1 protein-coding gene and 1 pseudogene are annotated in these 805 nt (G+C 72.9%); both read left to right on the forward strand.

The features are described from left to right. A partial coding sequence (locus tag FVW27_RS17720; protein WP_208294870.1) for a cobalt-precorrin-5B (C(1))-methyltransferase occupies window positions 1-458 on the forward strand: 458 nt, incomplete at its 5' end. Continuing rightward, window positions 455-805, forward strand: a pseudogene (locus tag FVW27_RS17725) (bifunctional cobalt-precorrin-7 (C(5))-methyltransferase/cobalt-precorrin-6B (C(15))-methyltransferase); the annotation flags it as partial. The gene FVW27_RS17720 and the pseudogene FVW27_RS17725, both read left to right, overlap by 4 nt.

Here is an 805-nt window from a genome sequence, read left to right on the forward strand (position 1 = left end):
CCGGACGACGCAGCGAAACCCTGCTCATGCGCGCCCACCCCGCCCTGCCGCCGCTGGCCTTCGTGCAGGCGGCGGATTTCGCGGCCTTCTCGCTGGCCGCCGCCGCCCAGCGCGGCTTTGTCCGCGTGGCCTGGGGCTGCTTTTTCGGCAAGCTGGTCAAGCTGGCGCAGGGGCTGCCGCACACCCACGCCCACACCGCCCCGCTGGACCTGCCCCTGCTGGCCCAGTGGTCCACAGACGCGGGGGCGGGGGCGGAAACCTGTACGGCGGTAGCAGCCGCCAACACCGCCGGACAGGCCCTGGAACTGCTGCTGGCCGATCCGGCCCACCCCTCCGTGCTGCGCGCCGTGGCCGAACGGGCCCGCGATGCCGCCCATGGCTGGACAGGCGGGGCGGAACGCGTCACGGTGACGGTGCACCTTTTCCACATGGATGGCAGATGTCTGGTGACGGCATGACCCACGCAACGCCCCCCCACCCCATTCCCCCTGCCGGGCAGACCGATGCCGCGCCCGCCGCGATACATCCCGTCACCGTCATCGGCTGCGGACTGCGCGGCACCCCCCTGCCTTCCGGACATGCCGCCGCTCTGGCGCAGGCTCAGGTGCTGGCGGGCGGGGCGCGGTTGCTGGAATCGTTTCCGGAGCATCCCGGCCAGCGCATCATCATCGGCGCGGCACTGGATGCGGCCCTGCAAGCCATGGACGCGTGCCGGGCGCTCGGGTTGCGGGTGGCGGTGCTGGCCGACGGCGACCCGCTGTTCTTCGGCATCGGCGCGCGGCTGGCGGGACATTTCGGCCCCGAA

The organism is Nitratidesulfovibrio liaohensis (assembly GCF_011682075.1).
Classification (GTDB): Bacteria; Desulfobacterota; Desulfovibrionia; order Desulfovibrionales; family Desulfovibrionaceae; genus Cupidesulfovibrio; species Cupidesulfovibrio liaohensis.